We start from the raw sequence: 17,026 nt of genomic DNA, 5'->3' as shown, positions 1-17,026 counted from the left end.
CGCCTCTTATGAGGCCCGTGCGGACAGTCGGCCCTCCATGGCTAAACTGTCCGCATGGGCCTCCACGAACACCATTACGCGCTGACCGTCCGCTGGACCGGCAACCTCGGTGAAGGCACTGCCGGGTACCGGACGTATTCCCGGGATCATGACGTTGAGATCAGTGGCCTTCCGACACTCAAGGGTTCAGCAGATCCCACCTTCCATGGGGACCGGACCCGCTACAACCCGGAACAGCTGCTGCTCGCAGCCCTCTCGCAATGCCACATGCTGTCTTTCCTTCATGTGGCCGTCAAGCACGGTGTGGTGGTGACCGGCTATGAGGACAATGCTGAAGGGCTCATGAAGCTCAACCGGGACGGCAGCGGGCAGTTCGAAAGTGTCACGCTGAAGCCGCACGTCACCATTGCCGATCCCGCCCACGCGGAATTGGTCCCGCAGCTGCATCATGAGGCCAACAAAGTTTGTTTCATCGCCCGTAGCGTCAACTTCCCGGTCCTCCACGAACCAATGACGACGGCGGCCGCAGCCTAGGGCTGTTCGCGCCGCCACAGTGCCACAAGTTTTCGTTCGGTGTCCCGGCTCAGGCCGGCTTTACGGTCTCTGTCCAAGCCTCGCCCACGTTCATCCTGGAGGGTGGACGCCAGGGTCTCCTGCCATGGACGCAGGGCCATGCCACGCTCACGTGCGGCGCGGTTGCTCCGCGCTTGAAAGCCGTCATGGCCCTTCGGCAACCAGAGGGGCAGTGAGTCCGGCCCTGCCCAGTAGTCCACGCCGTGTTCCACCAACCATTCCTCAGCGGGCCGGATAACAACCGCTTCCGGATTGCCCGCCGCCCTCTGTGACTCGGTGAGATAGTCCTCGAACCGCACCACGTCTCCCAGGGCGTTGTAGGTCCCCGTCAGCCCTTGGTCGGCAGACTGCAGGATCCATGCCGCGAGGTCCCGGACATCAATGATCTGTGTGGCGTCGTCCGGGATATCCGGGACCAGGACCGGGTCAGTGTTCGCTGCAAACCGAGCCGGCCAATAGCCGTATCTGTCGGTACCGTCCCCTGGCCCGCCTATCAATCCGGCGCGAACGATGTGTGCTTTCTCCCCCACGGCGGCGAGCGTCATGTGCTCGATGGCCGACTTGGACTCTCCATAGGTTTCCGGTGTGCCTGACTGGCCCGCCGGCAGGGGTTCGAGCAATGCAGCACTCTCATCGGCACCAGGAACGGAGTGGTCTGCATAGACCGAGCAGCTGGAGACGAACGTCCAATGCCCTGTTCCTGCACCCAACGCGTCGAGGGCCGCACGGGCCTGGACCGGATCGCGGGACACCTCTACCACCGAGTCCCAGTGTCCCTTGAGGTCGGCGAAGGCTGCGGCACCCAGGGCGCGGTCGCCCTTGACCCATGTGACGCCGTCGGGCGGGTTCGCTGCAGTACCCCGCGCCAAACAGGTGACATCATGTCCGGCAGCAACGGCCTGCCGGGCGATTTCTGCTGACAGGAAGGCAGTACCGCCCAGGACCAGGATGCGCATACCGTCACGCTACGGCGCTAGGGTTGTACGTGGACAGAGTGTTCCGCGCCCGGCGAACACGGGCCGACGACAAGGAGATATTCCACCTTGACCTCCATCCCCTTAGCGGAAACCATCACCATCGGACCCGAGAAAATCGATCTCATGTCAATCCTCATCACAGTGGGCGTGGGCCTGGCTGTGTGGATCGTGGCACGCTTCATCATTCTTCGCATCACCCGACGAGTATCCGCAGGAAGCTCCTTCTTCAAGAAACCGCACTTCAAGTGGGTGCAACCTGCCATCCGCGCACTGGATCATGAACGTCGCTCGCAGCGCGCCGAGACCATTGGCTCGTTGCTCACCAGCTTGGTGAGCGTCGTGGTGGTGGTCATCGTCATCATTTACGTGCTCAAGTACATGAACGTGGACGTCGCACCGCTGCTCACCAGCGTCGGAATCCTCGGTGTCGCCATTGGTTTCGGCGCCCAGCAATTGATCCGCGACTTCCTCGCAGGAATCTTCATCACCATCGAAGACCAGTACGGAATCGGTGACGTGATCGTCACCAGCGAAGTGATTGGTACCGTTGAGTCCGTGGGCCTGCGCATTACCCGGGTCCGCGCGGAAGATGGAGCCATCTGGTACCTGCGGAACGGCGAAATCCTCAGGGTAGGCAACCGCTCCCAAGGAGACTACGTGCCACTGGAAACGCCGGATGCCAGTGATCAACCCGGTGCTGCAGCCGCGCCGGTGACAGCAGGCGCACCGCGCGTCACCAAAGCCGAGGAGAAGTCCAATGAGTAGCACCACAGACGGGCAACCCCCGGCACCCCAATCGGGTCCCCGACGCCAGCTGATGCAGAACGATCCGTTCAGCCAGCCCGCCTACACGGACAGCTTCTACGCAGCCGTTGGCGGACATGAGACGTTCGTCAAGCTCATCGACGTCTTCTACGACGGCGTGGCAACCGATCCGCTGCTGCGACCCATGTACCCCGAAGAGGACCTTGGACCGGCGAAACGCCGCTTCCTCATGTTCCTTGAGCAGTACTGGGGCGGACCCACCACGTACGGCGAGGAACGCGGGCACCCACGCCTGCGCATGCGCCACATGCCGTTCCGGGTCACGCCCGAGGCCAAAGACCGTTGGCTGTTCCACATGCGGGCGGCCGTTGACTCGTTGGAGCTCTCGCCGCTGCATGAAGGCACCTTGTGGGACTACATGGAGCGGGCAGCCCTCACCATGATCAACAGTCCTTCAGCGGGCGCCTAGCTCCTGGAAGCCGAGCCCCAGGCCTGCCCCGGTCCTGACCAGCACATGGCCGCGGGGTCCGCTCAGGCGGAACCAGCGGCCGTTGCGGAACACCCTCTGCTCGGCATCGCCCAGGAAACCCAAGGCAAAGGCAGCGAATGCTGCGCCCGCAGGCAGCTCGTCCAGACCGGGAAGCTCCCGGCCCCACACTGCCGCTCTGGCGGTGTTCACCACTGGCGCGCCCGCCAGAGCCGGAACGGCGCCGGCCACTTCCGCAATCCCGGACTCCGCCGCTGACTTCAGCACTGAGTCCGCAACAGTTCCTTGGGGTTCCCACCCGTTCCTGGGCGCGCCCACGCCCGCCCAGGACTCGGAAACTGTCGACGGCGGGATGGGCAGTTCCACGTCCTCGGCCCCTGAACGGGCCAGCCGGTCCAGAACGGATGCAAGCGTCACGGTCACATCAGCCTGCGCAGGCTGAGCGAGGGCCATGGTCCTCAACCCCAGGATGGTGGGGGTCGATTCCCCCAAGATGCGTGGCCTCAGGACGCATACGTATGCGGCCAGGACGTTGCCCGAGGCCTGGAGGCGGATGGCGCCGTCGTCGATGCTCTTAGCCCTGGTGACAAAGGTGCGCAGGTCTGCGAGGTCACGGGGATCGGCGAAGCGGAAGGACTGGGTCAGGACGTCTGTCACATCATCGACTCTACCGGCATGTCCCCGGTTGAGAGGGGTCGGGGCGGCGTCTAAAGTCGAACCATGACTGAGACGAACGCTGGCCTCGAGGTGGAGACACCCGCAGAAGACCCCATGGAAGTGCTGATCGGCCTGCTGGACCTCGGTGACTTTGACGGCGCCCGAACCAACGAGGACATCTTCCTGGGCCCCTCCCAGAAGCAGCCCAGGCACCGGGTTTTTGGCGGACAGGTTCTAGCGCAGTCCATGGTTGCAGGCATGCGGACCGTGGAGCCGGACCGGGTGGCACACTCCATGCACGGGTACTTCCTGCGTCCGGGTGATGCCAACAAGCCCATCACCTTCGGTGTGGAGAGGCTTCGGGACGGCCGGTCCTTCTCCGCCCGCCGCGTACACGCCTACCAGGACGGGGTGCCGATCCTTTCCATGATCGCTTCCTTCCAGGTGGAAGACAGCGGTGTGGACCATCAATCGCAGATGCCCGAAGGCATCCCGGATCCGGAATCCCTGCCCAGCACCGCTGAGTTGCTGTCCCAATTCGACCATCCCCTGGCGCGCCATATGTCCTCCGAGCGGCCCTTCGACGTCCGACACATCGACCCCGCCCTGTACGTGTCCCCGCCCGCCGATCACGTAGCTACCAACGCTGTCTGGATGAAGACCATGGGCCCCCTCCCGGATGACCCCAACCTCCACCGGGCAGCGCTTGCGTATGCGAGCGATTACACCTTGTTGGAGTCCATCCTCCGTGCGCACGGCCTCGCATGGATGACACCGGGAATGAGCGTCGCCAGCCTCGACCACGCCATGTGGTGGCACCGCCCCGTGCGGGTGGATGAGTGGATGCTCTACGTCCAGGAGTCCCCCAGCGCCCAAGGCGCCCGCGGACTTGCCACGGGACGTATCTTCAATCGCGACGGCGTTCACGTCGCCACCGTGGCTCAGGAAGGCATGGTGCGGATTCCGTAGCGTTTTGCGTTGCCGTAGCTTTTGTTAAAGCCAAGAGGCCGATCCCTGGTGGGACCGGCCTCTTGGTCTGTACGGCTTAGTACTAGTCGCGGGTCAGGCGACGGTGGGTCACGCGGTGGGGCTTTGCAGCATCGGGGCCGAGTCGCTCCACCTTGTTTTCCTCGTACGAATCGAAGTTACCCTCGAACCAGTACCACTTGGAGGGGTTCTCGTCGTCACCTTCGTAAGCGAGGATGTGGGTAGCTACCCGGTCCAGGAACCAACGGTCGTGCGAAACCACCACAGCGCAGCCCGGGAATTCGAGAAGGGCATTCTCAAGGCTGCTCAGGGTCTCGACGTCGAGGTCGTTGGTGGGTTCGTCAAGGAGGAGGAGGTTGCCACCCTGCTTGAGCGTCAACGCCAGGTTGAGGCGGTTGCGCTCACCACCGGAGAGCACGCCTGCCTTCTTCTGCTGGTCCGGGCCTTTGAAACCGAAGGCGGAAACGTAGGCCCGCGAAGGCATTTCGACCTGGCCGACCTGAATGAAGTCATGGCCTTCGGAAACCACTTCCCAAAGGGACTTGTTGGGATCGATGCCGCCACGGGACTGGTCCACGTAGGAGATCTTCACGGACTCGCCGATCTTGAGCTCACCATCATCCAGGGGCTCCATGCCAACGATCGTCTTGAACAGCGTGGACTTACCCACACCGTTGGGTCCGATGACGCCCACAATGCCGTTGCGAGGCAGCGAGAAGGAAAGATCTTCGATCAGGACACGGTCGTCAAAGCCCTTCTTCAGGTTCTTGGCCTCAATGACCAAGGAGCCCAGGCGGGGTCCCGGCGGGATCTGGATCTCTTCGAAGTCCAGCTTGCGGGTCCGCTCGGCTTCTGCAGCCATTTCCTCGTAGCGGGCCAAACGGGCCTTGGACTTGGTCTGGCGGCCCTTGGCGTTGGAGCGCACCCACTCAAGTTCCTCGGTGAGGCGCTTGGACAGCTTCGCGTCCTTCTTGCCTTGGACTTCCAAACGGGCTTTCTTCTTCTCCAGGTAGGTGGAGTAGTTGCCCTCATAGGGGTAGAGGTGGCCGCGGTCCACTTCAGCGATCCACTCAGCAACGTGGTCGAGGAAGTAGCGATCGTGGGTCACGGCAAGGACAGCACCGGGGTACTGAGCAAGGTGCTGCTCGAGCCAAAGCACGCTCTCGGCGTCCAAGTGGTTGGTGGGCTCGTCAAGGAGCAGGAGGTCAGGCTTCTGCAGGAGAAGCTTGCACAGCGCTACGCGGCGACGCTCACCACCTGAAAGAACGGTGACATCCGAATCAGCCGGCGGGCAGCGCAGTGCATCCATGGCCTGCTCAAGCTGGGAGTCGATATCCCAAGCATCAGCTGCGTCAATGGCTTCCTGAAGCTTGCCCATCTCGTCCAGGAGTGTCTCGTAGTCGGCGTCCGGGTTGGCCATTTCTTCGGAGATCTCGTTGAAGCGCTGGATCTTGCCATAGATCTCGCCAACACCCTCCTGGACGTTGCCCAGAACGGTCTTTTCCTCGTTCAGCGGCGGTTCCTGCAAGAGGATACCCACGGTGTAGCCGGGGCTCAGGCGGGCCTCGCCGTTTGACGGGGTGTCCAGTCCGGCCATGATCTTCAGGATGGTGGACTTACCAGCACCGTTCGGGCCCACGACACCAATCTTCGCGCCAGGGAAGAACGACATGCTGACATCGTCCAGAATAAGTTTGTCGCCAACGGCCTTGCGAGCCTTGGTCATCGTGTAAATGAATTCCGCCATGCCCTTAAATCTAATGGGTAGGCGTACATAACTCACATTCGACCCTTGCGGTGGAACTAGCGGGCGTCTCCCACGAAGCACTTTCCGGTGGCCAACACGGGCAGCACAGTGACCACCACTGCGCCATCGCGGATTTGCCCCATGATGCAACTATCGCCCGTCCGCGCCGCGGATTCCATGGCGTCAACGTCGAGCCCGGTAGGTGTTCGGCTCACGGACACCTCAACATTGCCATGGGGAATCCCTGCGGAGACCAAGGCAGCCCTCAATGTCTCCCGGTCCGGCTTGGGGTTACCGGCGACCAGGGTTTTCAGCGTCGACTCCACGGCCGAAATGGTGGCAGCGACAGCGGGGTCAGTCGCGGCTGTTGCTTGCGTACTGGCGGGCCGGGAGGGGGAAGCCGTTGGCTGGACCGAAGACGGCGCTGCCGTGCAAGCTGTCATGGTCAATGCCGCAGCAATGATCAGCAAACTGCCGGCCACGCGGACTACCAATGCATCTGCCGACCTGCCGTTTGCCTGTTCGCTTCTCCTGCTCATCACCTAGTCATTCTGCCTTAAAAATGAACGCCCCCTTGGACCTGGGTCCAAGGGGGTATTTTGTGCCCCAGGAGGGAATCGAACCCCCGACCGGCGGATTAGAAGGCCGCTGCTCTATCCCCTGAGCTACTGGGGCGCACTGGCACCATGACCGATGTGGGCCGCTGGCGCCACAAAGAGTTTACAGTGTGATCGCCCAGCAACTTGCCACCACCACGCAACCGCGTTCTATTCCTCCACAACGGCTGTATTACCAAGGTTATTCACATAGAGGGCTACGGACCTCCCCTCCCGGTTCTTCCTGGATGAAGCTGAAAGTGCCGGAAAGGCACCCCCTACACCGAGAAGGACCACCAATGAATGACATGATCAGCGTCCGGGGCTTCGTGGCCTCGGAGGTCAAGAGTTCCACCACTACGCGGGGCACTGCCACCGCATCATTCCGCCTTGGAACCACGGAGCGCCGCTTTGATCGCGCTACAAGCACCTGGGTGGACGGAAACACCAACTGGTACACCGTTCAGTCGTTCCGCTTCCTCGCCGGGCATGTTGGATGCAGCATCAAAAAGGGACAGCGGGTGCTCGTGGTGGGGAGGCTACGGCTGCGGCAATGGGAACATGAGGGCCGCGTCTACCATGTTGCCGAAATCGACGCCGAATCAGTAGGTCATGACCTCATGTGGGGCTCTGCCAACTTCACCCGAATGAATGGCACCTCAGCCCCTGCCGACTCGACGCCTGTTGTGGAAGCGCCTGGGACCCCTGACCGGAACGACGAGTGGGACTCCGACGACCAGGAGAGCGTGCACCCCGAAGAAGAGTCCATCGCAATCACCGTAGACGACCCCGACGGCACCGGCCCTCTCGTAGTCAACACCACAACAGGAGAATTGGTGGGTGCCGGCGCTTGATCGGTGCACCAAGACTCGAAGGCCGGCGGGACCAGCCCTGCGCGGCGGGCCTATTCAGGGTCCATGCCACACGACCATGCTCCTTCGAGGATCGAAACGGCACCTGCTACCTGGGCGGCCGTTGAGGAATTGTTCGGAACCAAGGGCGAACCATCCCTGAGCTGGTGCCGGTGGTTCGCCCTTACCGCCAAAGATTGGAACAGCTCATCACCGGGTGACTGTAAGGCATTGTTGAGGTCAGCATTCGCATCAGGTCCGGCACCCGGAGATCAGTATTGCGGTTCAGCACAACGGAAACGCCGCCTACGGCAGTGTCAGAATGACCGGCCCCTCGGCCGTAATAGCTATGGTGTGTTCGCTGTGGGCGGCTCGGCGGCCGTTTGCTGAACGAAGAGTCCATTCGTCCTCGTCGTGGTAGTAGTCGTCCTTGCCACCCAATATCAACATGGGTTCAATGGCAATGACCAGCCCGTCTTCAAGCTTCACGCCGCGGCCAGGCCGGCCCAGGTTCGGAACGGGAGGTTCGGCATGCATTGTCCGGCCGATGCCATGCCCACCATGATCAGCCAACAGCCCATAGCCCGCACGTTTCGCTTCACCGCCGATTGCGTAGGCCAGGTCACCCATCTTGTTGCCAACGCGGGCTGCCTCGATACCGCGCGCGAGTGCCGCCTCTGTGGCTTCCACCAAGTCCTGGTCCTCCTGGTCTGCGGTGCCCACAACAAAGCTGACAGCCGCATCACCACACCAGCCCTCCAGGAAGGCGCCGCAATCAACACTCAGCAGATCGCCGTCCTCAAGTACATAACCATTCGGGATCCCGTGAACCACGGCGTCGTTGACGCTGGTGCATATCACGCCCGGGAACGGCACTGCCGCCCACCGCGGGTGGTAATCGAGGAAGGCGGGCTTGGCTCCGGCGTCGGAGATCACGGCGGCCGCGATGTCGTCAAGCTCCTTCAGCGAAATGCCCACCGCGGCGTGTTCCCGCACGGCGGACAGTGCATTGGCCACAACGCGCCCGGCTTCACGCATCATCGCAATCTGGTCCGGTGATTTCAGCATTGACATCTCCCCACTCTACGGCGGCCCTTCAGCGGGAGCGAGGCCCCCAAGCCCTTGGCCACCGTTGGAGTCCTGGCAGCCCAAACCCACCCTAGAGTTGGGGCATGACCAACAATGTCCTCGTGCGCTCGATCCGGTCCAGTCTCCATTCAGCCGCCGACGCCACGCGGGGACTCGGAGCCCAGGCGTACATGAAATCCGATATGCCTTCTTTGGGTGTCCGCGTTCCAGAGGTACGCAAAATTGTGAAGGCGGCGGCGAAGCAGTTCCCCGTGAAGTCACCGGATGATCTGCGAAGCGCCGTGCTTGAGTTGTGGCGCCATGCTGAGGCCCGTGAAGAGCGGTATGCCGCCATCGACCTGACGGGCTTGCGAATGGTCAAGGAAGACCTTCGCATGCTGCCCATTTACGAGGAGATTATCCGGACGGGCGCTTGGTGGGACCTCGTGGACGGAGTCACGCACCGGATCTGTGGACTCCTGCTCGCCCACAGATCCACCATGACTCCGGTCCTTCTTCAATGGTCCAAGGATGATGACATGTGGGTTCGTCGGGCGGCAATCACTGCACAACTGGGAGCCAAGTCACAGACTGACGCCGGCCTCCTGGCAGAAGTTATCTCCCCGAATCTCTCCGACAACGAGTTCTTCATTCGTAAGGCGATCGGATGGGCACTACGCGAGTACAGCAAAACGGATCCTGCGTGGGTCAGGGCATTCGCTTCCAGCAACGCAGGCGCCCTGAGTCCACTATCCACCCGCGAGGCACTGCGGCTGTTGCCGTCCAGCTCAACGGAAAACCATGAGGGCCCGGACAAAACGCCCTAAATAATAGGACGCAACCCGGCTTCATCCCGCACACGGAACAAGCCCTTTGTCTTCGGGTCCACGAAGATCAGGTAAACGGCGAATAAGAGCGCAATGAGGGCTGCGCCGTAACGGGCCAGAATGAGGGCCAGCCCCAAATCTTCGCTTTGAAGATAGGGAAAGACGTCCAACTGGTCCGAGATCGCGTAGACCATGAAGAACGAAACGATGAAATAGAGCGCTTTGACCTGCCAGTCGTTGCGGATTCCGGTCACAGCAAAAAGCGGTATCAACCACACCACATACCAGGACTGGATCATGGGGGCGAGAAGGACAATAACAGCAAAGGCCAGGGTAAGGCGGCGCATCAGGCGATCGTAGTCGCCCCGGAAAATCAGCCAGGCCACGGCTGCAACCATCAGCACCTTGCCGGCGTCGTAAACCCACTTCGCCAAAGCCCAGCCGTCCAAGCCAAAGGCATTGAAAATCAGGGCCACAACCATTCCAATGAGACCAACTGGCGCGTACCAGATCCACACGCTGCCGGGAGCTGACAGGCCGTTGATCCAACCGAATCCGAAACCGTTGACCAAGCTCAAGGCGTAGAGAAGCCCGAAGCTCAGAGCCGCTGTGAGGACCCAGTAGAGGAATTTGCGCGGCCACGAGGCATGCTTGCCTGCCCACAAGAGCCCAATGAAGGGAAGGAACACCACCGTTATTGGCTTAATCGAGATGGAGAGCGTCACCAGGACCAGCCCCCAGATGACACGGCGGGTTGCGCAGTAGTACAGCCCTGCCAGTGCCAGCCCGATCATGAGGGCGTCGTTATGGACACTGGCAATAAAGTTGGTGAGAAAGAGCGGGTTTGCTGCTGTCAGCCACAGCGCCCTGTGCGGATTCACACCGTGGAGCTCCGCCAACTTAGGTACGTAGATAATGCAGAGGATCACACCCGCTGCAGCAACAAGCCTGAACAGCATGATGCTTGCTTCGGGCTGCACGTTGGTCACCCAGACCACAAACTGCTCAATCCACAGGAACAACTGGCCGTAGGGAACCGGTGCCTCGGTCCACATCTTGTCAGCGCCAAGCTGGAAGTAGTTGGGCAGGGCCGAAATCCCGTTCTCATAAGGATTGATGCCCTCCACCATCAACCGGCCTTGACCGATATAGGCGTACACGTCCCGGCTGAAGAGGGGAACAGTGAACATCATGGGCAAACCCCAGGCCGCCACGGCCTGCAACGTCGCCTTTCGGGCTTCCAATCCCCACACACGGACGCGTTGCCCCAGTCGAAGCCAGGCACGGACGAGCAGCATGCCACCGATGGCCAGCAACACAATGGACAGCCCAACACCCACGCCTTCGGTGCGCATCCAGATGAAAAGCGGCAGACGACGGAGTTCAGAGACCGGCGCGAGCCAGCCAACGCCCAACGAGCCGAACACCATGAACATCGAACCGATGAAGCCGGCGATCAATGGCGAACGTGCGTTATCTACCTCGCCGGTTACAACGCCGGCTGACGGCGTTGCTGCCCCTGCCAACTGGGCGGCGGGTACTGGCACCGTCATGTGGTCGTCATCCAATCGTTCACCCGCTGGGTTCGGGTCAAAATTCTGCGTCATGGGGGCTTTCGGCAACAGGAATAAACGACACTGCCGCGCTCAAAAATCCTACCATCGGAGCACTTGGAAGCCACTGAGGGATAGGCTGGGCGCGTGCCTATTACTAATGAACGCATCGTCTGGATTGACTGCGAGATGACCGGCTTGGACCTCATAAACGACGCCTTGATCGAGGTTGCCGCGTTAGTGACGGATTCCGAGCTCAACATTCTGGGCGACGGCGTGGATGTCGTCATCAAGCCCGACGACGCCGCGCTGGAGCAAATGAACGACTTTGTGCGGGACATGCACACCCGCTCCAAACTTCTGGACGAGCTCCCGCACGGAATAACCATGGCCGAGGCCGAGGCGCAGGTCCTCGAGTACATCGAAAAATGGGTCCCGGATCCCCGCAAGGCTCCCTTGGGCGGAAACTCCGTGGGAACGGACAGGATGTTCCTGTCCAGGGACATGCCCAACATCGTGGAACACCTTCACTACCGCGTCATCGATGTCAGCACCATCAAAGAGCTCTCTCGCCGCTGGTTCCCGCGGGCCTACTTCCAGTCCCCGGCCAAGCATGGCGGTCACCGCGCCTTGGGCGACATCAAGGACTCCATTGACGAGCTCCGGTACTACCGCCAAGCAGTTTTTGTTCCGGCGCCGGGACCGGACACCGCCACGGCCCAGCGCATTTCCAAGGACATCATGGCCACCGCCGAGACCCTGGGATCCAGCGAAAGGGTGTGATCTGCACCATTTTTTGAGGTTTTTTCGCCAAAACCGGCAAAAGTGGACTTTGCACCCCAAAACAGCAGGTAAGCTATTTGTCGTTGCCTCGAAGGAAAGCCGGTCAAACGGTTCAGTCCAAAAAGGCACATGGTGGGCTTAGCTCAGTTGGCAGAGCGCCTGGTTGTGGTCCAGGAGGTCGCGGGTTCAACCCCCGTAGCTCACCCCACCGAGATTGGCTCCAGAGCCGGTTTCCACAAAGGCCGCACCGGTTATCCGGTGCGGCCTTTGCTTTTAACCCGGGCCGGGCGCACGGGACTACAGCGCTAGACGAAGGATTATTGAAATGACCGTCCTGCCAGTCACCATTTGGGGCGAACCTGTGTTGCACCGCCGGGCAAGCGAGGTGGAACATTTCGACGACGAGCTCCGCAGCCTGATCGCGGACATGTTCGAGACCAATGACGCCGCCAACGGGGTTGGGCTCGCCGCCCCGCAGATCGGCGTGGGCAAGAGGCTTTTCGTTTACAAGTACGCCAACGATGACGACGTTCCGGAGCAGGGAGTGGTGGTCAACCCAGTACTGACGCTTTCCAAGGTTTCCGGGGCGCTTCCTGACCCCGACGAACACGTTGAAGGATGCCTCTCCTTCCCAGGCGAATATTATCCACTGCAGCGCGCCGAATGGACGCGGGTGCAGGGCTTCGACGGTGACGGCAATCCGCTGGACTTTGAGGCAACAGGATGGTTCGCCAGAATTCTGCAACATGAGTTCGACCACCTGGACGGCAAGCTGTACGTAAACCGCTTGGTGGACCGCTACTCGAAAAAGGCGCTCAAGCAGGCCAAGAGGAACGGTTGGGGCGTTCCCGGCCTGACCTGGATGCCCGGTGTCGATCCCGATCCTTTCGGGCACTGAACCGTGGCCACCAACCCTCATGCGGAGCTTTTCACGCTCCTGGACATTACCGGCGAAGACGCTGCTGAGTGTGCGCATCTCTTGGAGACGCCTCCGGGAGAACCCGTCTTGCGCGCGATGTCGGCCATGCGGGAGAGGCTCGGTACCTTTCCGATAGACAGTATTCGAGCAGACGGCATTCCGGCTGACGGCGCCGGCCTGGATGCAAGCGGCGTGGAGAGTGTCTGGATCGAGGCACTCCTCCGGTTTGCCCCGTCGGTTCACGCATACCATCTGGATCGTGGAATCGACTCAGCGGTGTCCGCGGCTTCCTTGGCAGATCTGGGTTTACAGCTCCGGATTAACAGACGGGTCCACGGTCAGTTTGGCCTGGACACCTGGGCCTGGCTAACGTTGCATATGGCCGGAAATCTGTTCCGGCTGGGCCGTCTGCAGTTCCACCTGGTGCCTGCCGAAGGGCAGGACTCGGACTGGGTACTTGGCGTCCATATCCCCGAGGACGGTGGCCTCTCCCCTGACCTGGTGGATGCCAGCTTCGCGGAGGCCGGATCCTTCTTCCCACAGTATTTTCCTGACAAGCCTGCGCGCACAGCCACCTGCGATTCATGGATGCTGGACCCGTATCTGGTACAGCGGCTGCCTGAAAGCAACATCGCGTCTTTCGCCCGACGTTTCACGCTGGATCGATGCACTGATGCTCCTACCGACGCCGTCTACTTCACCTTCAGGCAGCGGGGACTCCAGGACCTGGATAAGCTCCCACGTGAGACCTCACTCCAGCGCGTGGTCCTGGAGCGGATCGACGACGGCGGCACCTGGCAGCTTGGACACGGTCACCTGGCGCTGTAAATGGTTTGCTGTTCAGGACAGGACGATAAAACCCTCTTCATGGCGTCCTTTTCGGCCTGCGTGACCCAAAGCTGATAGGCCGCTTTGACAGAGACCTGCCGGGCAACATAGTGACAGCGGAAGTTCTTATTGGCCGGCAGCCAGGTAGCCGCGTCTCCCGCGCCTTTCTTGACATTGGCGGGGCCGTCCGCCGCGATCAGGTTCAGGGGGTCGTTCGCGAACATTTGCCGCTGTTGGACAGTGAGCTGCTGGGCGCCCTTCTGCCAGGCGTCGGCGAGGGCCACCACGTGATCGATCTGAACGGCAGAACTGGTGTCCTGGCCTCTTTGGAAAGTTATCTGCGCCCCTGTGTAGGGTTCGTGAAAGTTACCGCCGGAGACCTTGCAGGATGAACCTTCCGTGAAGGCGACCGCGGAAAGGTCCCTGCGCAGAATGTCATTTCGGGTATCGCACCCATTGCGGTCGGCGTCTGCCCAGGCCTGGCCGAACGCAGCCCTGTCGTAGTCCGACTTCGCTGCCCGTCCCTTGACCGGGAGCCGCTCCAAAACGGCGCTTGCCTTCTCAGGGGCAACCGGTGCCGCGCCCCGCAGAGGTTTCATCCAGTCAGGATTGAAGACGGGGGCTTCGCTGGGGCCGGCCGCCCACGGTTCTGCGGCATTGAACTGTCCGGTAGTGAAGTACCAGGAAAGCCCCGCGACTACCGTTGCAGCGGCCAATCCAAGAATGGCCCACGCTTGACGTGACCTTCTGCGGGCGCGTTTGTAGGCAGACCAAGTGGTACTCAAGAGACTCCATCCAGAGGGAAAGCAATGTCCTACGAGCGTAGGACAAGGCCCCGACAGTCAGAGCCGATATCCACAGTGATGAGGACAAAGTCACAGTGTGGAGGACAAGTCACACGGTGGGGATGGAGAGTGGCAGCGGTGGACTCCGCTGGCCTATTGCTCCCGCATCACACGCTGCAGGTCCTCGGTTGCCACTACGAGTAGGCTTCGCAACTGCTCCACGCGCTGATCCGTGACGTCACCGGCCGCGTTGGCTGCGATGGCTTGATCCAGAAGTTTCTGAGCTTGTTTATGGTTGGCCTTCGCTACGTCCAGGGCGTGCTCCAGCGTGGTCTCATGTTCCAACGTTGATTCGTTTTCCATGAACCCATTTTGATCAGGTTTCCCGGCTGATACCAGTGACTCAGCCGGGAAACCCGCGAATACTTCGGAGCGCCTAGGCTCCTGCCCCTTCGAGCACAGCGATGGGAGCAATCACGTCACGCGCGGGGAATGACGGCGGGTTCACACCGGCCATTTCCTCCATCACACGAACTACCTGGCAGGAGTAGCCGAACTCGTTGTCGTACCAAACATAAAGAACGAGGTTCTTGTCGTTGGAGATGGTTGCGAGGCCATCAACAATGCCCGCGCGGCGCGAGCCAACGAAGTCGGTGGAGACAACATCCGGAGAGTCAATGTAATCAATCTGCTTGCGGAGGTCCGAGTGCAAGGACATTTCGCGGAGGAAGTCGTTGACTTCGTCCCGAGTGGTGCCGTTCTCAAGGTTGAGGTTCAGGATGGCCATGGAGACGTCCGGGGTGGGTACGCGGATGGCGTTGCCCGTGAGCTTGCCCTGCAACTCGGGCAGTGCCTTGGCTACAGCCTTGGCGGCACCGGTCTCCGTGATGACCATGTTCAGTGCTGCCGAACGGCCGCGGCGGTCACCCTTGTGGAAGTTATCGATCAGGTTTTGGTCGTTGGTGAACGAGTGAACCGTTTCCACGTGGCCGTGAATGATGCCGAATTTGTCGTTGATGGCCTTCAGCACCGGCGTAATGGCGTTGGTGGTGCAGGATGCCGCGGTGACGATCTTGTCGTCGTCGGAGATGTCCTTGTGGTTGATGCCGTGGACGATGTTCTTGAGGTCGCCCTTGCCCGGTGCCGTCAACAGGACGCGGGCAACGCCCTTGCTCTGCAAGTGCTGGGAAAGGCCATCGGCGTCACGCCAGCGACCGGTGTTGTCCACCACCAAGGCGTCCTTGATGCCATAAGCGGTGTAGTCCACAGTGGCCGGGTTGTCCGAGTAAATGACCTGGACCTGCACACCGTTGGCGGTGATGGTGTTGGCTTCCTCGTCCACTCGGATAGTGCCCTCAAAGGAACCATGGACGGAGTCGCGGCGCAGCAGCGAGGCACGCTTCACGAGGTCATTGTCAGCACCCTTGCGGACCACGATCGCGCGGAGGCGCAGCCCATGTCCGCCGCCGGCCTTCTCAATCAGAATACGGGCCAGGAGACGGCCGATGCGGCCGAAGCCGTACAGCACGACGTCGGTGCTGGTGCGGTCGTCAGCGCCACGCTTACCCACGATCTCGGCGAGCTCGGCGCGCAGGTATTCATCCAGCGAGGCGCCGTTGCCTTCGGCCCGGAACTTCTCGGTCAAGCGGGCAATATCAATGGCGGCTGCGCCGAGTTCCAACTCAGAGAGCGCGTTCAACAGCGGCGCGGTCTCTTCGAGCAGAAGTTCGTGGTTGCTCATCCGGCGCGCAAAACGGTGGGCCTTGAGGATGTTCATGGTGGACTTGTTGATCAGGCTCCGGCCGTGGATGCTCGTGACCACATTGTTTTCCCGGTACAACCGGCCGATTACCGGAATCATGGCCTCGGCGAGAGCCTCCCGGCCCATCCACTTATCAAGACAAGAATCTGACGTCTGGCTCACAGAACTACCTTCCTTGGGTCAACCACATACGTCTTCGTATGCAGATGGCAGCGGCCGCCCGGAGTAGTCCTGCGGCACATGCGCCAGCGGGCTTCGGTCCACCCACAGCGCCTTGAACGAGAGCAAAGAAAATCCGCCGGCTGCGAACGCAGTCCCGGCGGCAGAACATCTACGTTCAGTAACCATTCTAGGGCGGACGGAAGGCTTGCAGGCGGCCCCAGGGCGTGAAATCACTCACACGCCCGGTTTTCAGGGGGTCATAAATGGATGGGTCGACCGATACGCCGGGTTCTGTCATCCCCTGCTGTTACCGGCAAGGGAGTGGCGGCCATCCATCTACGGACGCCGTTGCCGACGCCCTCCAGCAGCCTACCCGGACACTCGGGCGGGCAGCCCTCAAACGTGTCCTGTCTGGCCTTGCTCCGGGTGGGGTTTACCTAGCCTCCCCGGTCACCCAGGGAGCTGGTGGTCTCTTACACCACCGTTTCACCCTTACCTGCTGCCCTGTGATGCAAAACATCACAACGCGCAGGCGGTCTGTTCTCTGTGGCACTGGCCTGCGGGTCACCCCGAGTGGGCGTTACCCACCACCCTGCCCTGCGGAGCCCGGACGTTCCTCGAGCCACTTTCGTGACGCGCGACCGCCTGGTCGACCCATCCGCTGTCCAGTCTACCGGCGTCGGGACGTGCCCAGGTCCG

General features: G+C 61.3%; 18 protein-coding genes, 2 tRNA genes and 1 other RNA gene. 10 read left to right on the top strand and 11 right to left on the bottom strand.

Going from position 1 to position 17,026, the window contains the following annotated elements; genetic code table 11:
* Nucleotides 1-54: 54 nt before the first annotated feature.
* Nucleotides 55-534 carry an OsmC family protein gene (locus AR689_RS08900; protein WP_062069218.1) on the top strand — a complete coding sequence of 160 codons (480 nt, stop codon included), beginning with the start codon at nucleotides 55-57 and terminating at the stop codon, nucleotides 532-534.
* Here the strand turns inward: AR689_RS08900 and AR689_RS08895 are convergent.
* Nucleotides 531-1,529: an NAD-dependent epimerase/dehydratase family protein gene (locus tag AR689_RS08895; RefSeq protein ID WP_062069215.1), complete on the bottom strand. Its 999-nt coding sequence runs from the start codon at nucleotides 1,527-1,529 to the stop codon at nucleotides 531-533. The two genes, AR689_RS08900 and AR689_RS08895, sit on opposite strands and share 4 nt — an antisense overlap.
* A gap of 87 nt (nucleotides 1,530-1,616) precedes the next feature.
* Here AR689_RS08895 and AR689_RS08890 point away from each other — a divergent pair, with 87 nt between their 5' ends.
* Together AR689_RS08890 and AR689_RS08885 are read left to right on the top strand one after the other, a co-directional pair.
* Nucleotides 1,617-2,315, top strand: a complete 699-nt coding sequence (locus AR689_RS08890; RefSeq protein WP_062069212.1) for a mechanosensitive ion channel family protein — start codon at nucleotides 1,617-1,619, stop codon at nucleotides 2,313-2,315.
* Nucleotides 2,308-2,784, top strand: a complete 477-nt coding sequence (locus AR689_RS08885) for a globin (RefSeq protein ID WP_062069209.1) — start codon at nucleotides 2,308-2,310, stop codon at nucleotides 2,782-2,784. The genes AR689_RS08890 and AR689_RS08885 overlap by 8 nt, the downstream gene beginning before the upstream one ends.
* Here the strand turns inward: AR689_RS08885 and AR689_RS08880 are convergent.
* A complete protein-coding gene (locus AR689_RS08880; protein WP_062069206.1) occupies nucleotides 2,770-3,459 on the bottom strand; it encodes a DUF8185 domain-containing protein in 690 nt (229 codons plus the stop codon). The two genes, AR689_RS08885 and AR689_RS08880, sit on opposite strands and share 15 nt — an antisense overlap.
* Before the next feature lie 63 nt (nucleotides 3,460-3,522).
* On the opposite strand from AR689_RS08880, the gene AR689_RS08875 reads away from it, so the two are divergent.
* The gene (locus tag AR689_RS08875) at nucleotides 3,523-4,428 is read left to right on the top strand and encodes an acyl-CoA thioesterase (RefSeq protein ID WP_062069204.1); all 906 of its coding nucleotides are present in this window, start codon (nucleotides 3,523-3,525) and stop codon (nucleotides 4,426-4,428) included.
* An 82-nt stretch (nucleotides 4,429-4,510) separates the two neighbouring features.
* On the opposite strand, the gene ettA is transcribed toward AR689_RS08875, so the two are convergent.
* The 3 genes from ettA to AR689_RS08860 all read right to left on the bottom strand — a co-directional run bounded on the left by ettA (nucleotide 4,511) and on the right by AR689_RS08860 (nucleotide 6,868).
* Nucleotides 4,511-6,193, bottom strand: a complete 1,683-nt coding sequence (gene ettA, locus AR689_RS08870; protein ID WP_011775070.1) for an energy-dependent translational throttle protein EttA — start codon at nucleotides 6,191-6,193, stop codon at nucleotides 4,511-4,513.
* A gap of 56 nt (nucleotides 6,194-6,249) precedes the next feature.
* Nucleotides 6,250-6,732 (bottom strand): DUF6993 domain-containing protein, encoded by a 483-nt coding sequence (locus AR689_RS23520; protein ID WP_231745476.1) that lies wholly within the window; start codon nucleotides 6,730-6,732, stop codon nucleotides 6,250-6,252.
* A 63-nt stretch (nucleotides 6,733-6,795) separates the two neighbouring features.
* Nucleotides 6,796-6,868 (bottom strand) — tRNA-Arg (locus tag AR689_RS08860).
* A gap of 220 nt (nucleotides 6,869-7,088) precedes the next feature.
* On the opposite strand from AR689_RS08860, the gene AR689_RS08855 reads away from it, so the two are divergent.
* Nucleotides 7,089-7,643, top strand: a complete 555-nt coding sequence (locus AR689_RS08855) for a single-stranded DNA-binding protein (RefSeq protein WP_062069201.1) — start codon at nucleotides 7,089-7,091, stop codon at nucleotides 7,641-7,643.
* Nucleotides 7,644-7,946: 303 nt separating this feature from the next.
* Here AR689_RS08855 and map read toward each other — a convergent pair whose 3' ends face one another.
* A complete protein-coding gene (gene map / locus AR689_RS08850; protein ID WP_062069199.1) occupies nucleotides 7,947-8,714 on the bottom strand; it encodes a type I methionyl aminopeptidase in 768 nt (255 codons plus the stop codon).
* A gap of 98 nt (nucleotides 8,715-8,812) precedes the next feature.
* Between map and AR689_RS08845 the strand changes: the two genes are divergently transcribed.
* Nucleotides 8,813-9,535 (top strand): DNA alkylation repair protein, encoded by a 723-nt coding sequence (locus AR689_RS08845; protein WP_062069197.1) that lies wholly within the window; start codon nucleotides 8,813-8,815, stop codon nucleotides 9,533-9,535.
* Here the strand turns inward: AR689_RS08845 and mptB are convergent.
* Entirely contained in the window at nucleotides 9,532-11,088 is a 1,557-nt protein-coding gene (gene mptB, locus AR689_RS08840) for a polyprenol phosphomannose-dependent alpha 1,6 mannosyltransferase MptB (protein ID WP_062069195.1), read from the bottom strand. The genes AR689_RS08845 and mptB overlap by 4 nt on opposite strands.
* Nucleotides 11,089-11,235: 147 nt before the next feature.
* Between mptB and orn the strand changes: the two genes are divergently transcribed.
* The 4 genes from orn (at nucleotide 11,236) to AR689_RS08820 (ending at nucleotide 13,618) form a co-directional block, all read left to right on the top strand.
* On the top strand, nucleotides 11,236-11,871 hold the full coding sequence (gene orn / locus AR689_RS08835) for an oligoribonuclease (protein WP_082697859.1): 636 nt from the start codon (nucleotides 11,236-11,238) through the stop codon (nucleotides 11,869-11,871).
* A gap of 132 nt (nucleotides 11,872-12,003) precedes the next feature.
* Nucleotides 12,004-12,079: transfer RNA gene (locus tag AR689_RS08830), tRNA-His, on the top strand.
* 117 nt (nucleotides 12,080-12,196) lie between these two features.
* The gene (def, locus tag AR689_RS08825; RefSeq protein ID WP_062069191.1) at nucleotides 12,197-12,769 is read left to right on the top strand and encodes a peptide deformylase; all 573 of its coding nucleotides are present in this window, start codon (nucleotides 12,197-12,199) and stop codon (nucleotides 12,767-12,769) included.
* Nucleotides 12,770-12,772: 3 nt separating this feature from the next.
* Entirely contained in the window at nucleotides 12,773-13,618 is an 846-nt protein-coding gene (locus AR689_RS08820) for an acyltransferase domain-containing protein (RefSeq protein WP_062069188.1), read from the top strand.
* Here the strand turns inward: AR689_RS08820 and AR689_RS08815 are convergent.
* The 4 genes from AR689_RS08815 to rnpB all read right to left on the bottom strand — a co-directional run bounded on the left by AR689_RS08815 (nucleotide 13,603) and on the right by rnpB (nucleotide 16,984).
* Nucleotides 13,603-14,403 (bottom strand): HNH endonuclease family protein, encoded by an 801-nt coding sequence (locus AR689_RS08815; protein WP_062069185.1) that lies wholly within the window; start codon nucleotides 14,401-14,403, stop codon nucleotides 13,603-13,605. The genes AR689_RS08820 and AR689_RS08815 overlap by 16 nt on opposite strands.
* 153 nt (nucleotides 14,404-14,556) lie before the next feature.
* Nucleotides 14,557-14,766 carry a hypothetical protein gene (locus tag AR689_RS08810; protein WP_062069182.1) on the bottom strand — a complete coding sequence of 70 codons (210 nt, stop codon included), beginning with the start codon at nucleotides 14,764-14,766 and terminating at the stop codon, nucleotides 14,557-14,559.
* Between the two features lie 73 nt (nucleotides 14,767-14,839).
* Complete coding sequence (locus AR689_RS08805; RefSeq protein WP_082697858.1) at nucleotides 14,840-16,327, bottom strand: glyceraldehyde-3-phosphate dehydrogenase; 1,488 nt, start codon at nucleotides 16,325-16,327, stop codon at nucleotides 14,840-14,842.
* 264 nt (nucleotides 16,328-16,591) lie between these two features.
* Nucleotides 16,592-16,984: RNase P RNA component class A (gene rnpB, locus AR689_RS08800), an RNA gene on the bottom strand.
* Nucleotides 16,985-17,026: the final 42 nt, after the last annotated feature.

Origin of the sequence: Arthrobacter sp. EpRS71, from assembly GCF_001512285.1 — a bacterium.
GTDB lineage: Bacteria > Actinomycetota > Actinomycetes > Actinomycetales > Micrococcaceae > Arthrobacter.
This window is presented reverse-complemented; position numbering and strand designations above follow the sequence as displayed.